We start from the raw sequence: 2,137 nt of genomic DNA on the forward strand, positions 1-2,137 counted from the left end.
TCCCCGCGGCAAGCAGCTCGGCTGCAGTGCGGACCAGTTCCTCGTGGTCGACCTGGCTGTACTGGGCGCCGATGCTGTCGAGGTAGCTGCGGATGGTCCCGTTGTCGAATGATGGGCCGAGGAGCGAACCCTGCATGGCGTCCTTGCCCTCGGGGTGACGTGGGTTTGACAGCCGGTGGTGCCAAACGTACGAAGCGGCACCGAGAGATCCGCCGGCATCGCTTGCGGCGGGCTGGATCCAGATCCCTTGAAAGCCGCTCTCGGCTTGAATCTTGCTGTTCGCAACGCAGTTGAGCGCACCACCGCCAGCGAGGCACAGGTTCCTTGCCCCTGTTACAGATCGCGCGTGGCGAGTGATTCGAACGACTGCCTTCTCGAAGGTGGCCTGCGCCGACGCTGCGACATCGGCGTAGAACTCGTCGATGTCGGTCTCTTCGGAGCGGTGGGGGCGGCCGAGCAGTTCCTCAAGCCGATCCGTTGACAACCTTTGGGAGGAAGGGTTCAGGAAGTCGAAGTAGTCCATGTTCAGCCGGAATGAGCCGTCTTGGGAGATCCGGATAATCCGGTCTTCGATCAGCGGACTGTAGCGGGGCGTTCCGTAGGGGGCGAGTCCCATGAGCTTGTATTCGCCGCTGTTCACGCGGAATCCGCAATAGTGAGTAAAGGCGGAATAGAACAGCCCCAGAGAGTGAGGGAACGCCTGCCTTCGCAGGGGGGTGAGAGTGTGGCCCTTGCCAAGACTGACCGATGTCGTCGTGTACTCACCGACACCATCAATGGTCACGACCGCGGCCTCATCGAAAGGGCTCGGGAAGAACGCAGAGGCTGCGTGAGACAGATGATGTTCTACCGCGAGCACGCGACCATGGCGTCGGCCTGGAGGGAACATCGCTCCGACATCACGCCTGCTGCTGGTGTTGAGCTGTGCCCAGAGTTCTGTTCCGCGAATCAGATCCTGTTGTCCGGTCGCTGCGGCTGACGCCAACACCCTGCGCATCTTGAGCAGGGGCAACTCGTAGTAGGCGAACCAGTCAATATCTGACCAATCGATACCGGCAGACTGCAGGCACCACTTCGCAGCCTGTGCAGGGAAGGACTGGTCGTGCTTGCGTCGAGTGAAGGCCTCCTCCTGCGCAGCAGCGACGATTTCGCCGTCACGGATCAGGCAGGCGGCACTGTCGTGGAAGTACGCAGAGACTCCGAGGACGTTCATGGCCCTGTTCACGCCAGTGGGTAACTGGTTGTCGAGATACGGCCTTGCGCTACCTCGTGGATTGGCCTTCTCGCAAAGGGAACAGTCTCAATCTGCTGTGTTGCGGTCCACGGCTCCCACGTTGGCTCGCAGGACCACTCCACAGACAGCGGAGGAATTGGGTCCTTGGCGAGATGACGGTGTGCGTCGATGGTCGCGGTCCACTTCGCTACAAGCCGCTGGATCGCCCCGACTGCCTTCTGCATGAGCCCACCCTTGTGACGACGACGGGATTCCTATGAGCTGTCACCGATCGGATGCCAAGCGTGACTCATGGGCGCAGGTCGAGCACATCACCGCTGTGATATGTCCATGACCTCTACGCCCGCCGCTCGTCGGGGGGCTTGAGTAGGGTCCTAACGAACGTGGGGCCGCAAGTGGCGGGGCTCCCTGCCATGTTGACGATGGGGCGCTCCCGGCGGCTGCCTCGTGAGGGCGTCATTTCAGGCAGCCGGCCTTACGGTGCTGTCGCCGTGCGCCAGCGGGCGCGATTGAGGCACGCAGGTGGGGGAGGACCTCGTTGGTGAGATCACCGTGGTCTGCGTGGATTTGGTGCCGTGCGGCGGGTGGGGCATCTCAACGCCGCAGCCGATGGCAGCGCCATCTTGATGGCGCCGATCTGCCGCCTGCGGGCCGACTGCGTAGATCTCGAAGGCCGCTTGATCCGCGAAGACGGCTACGCACGCTTCGGCTCCCGGCCAGCCGTGCTGCGCGGCGGTGAAGGCCACACCCAGGCGCTGAGTGATGCGGCGGATACTCCTCGACTTGGCCGAGTGAGCACCAGCAACGCCACGCGGTCCACACTCGGAGCCGATCGTGGGCTCCTGCACTACGGCGGGAACGGGGCACAGCCGTAACTCAGCACGGCCAGCACGGGATACGGCA

General features: G+C 63.2%; 1 protein-coding gene. It reads right to left on the bottom strand.

Annotation, left to right across the window (positions count from 1 at the left end; genetic code table 11):
* On the bottom strand, positions 1-1,213 hold a 1,213-nt coding region (locus ACZ5CR_RS43925; protein ID WP_468868906.1), incomplete at its 3' end, for a carbamoyltransferase family protein.
* Positions 1,214-2,137 lie beyond the last annotated feature (924 nt).

This window comes from Streptomyces sp. NPDC031274 (assembly GCF_055570235.1).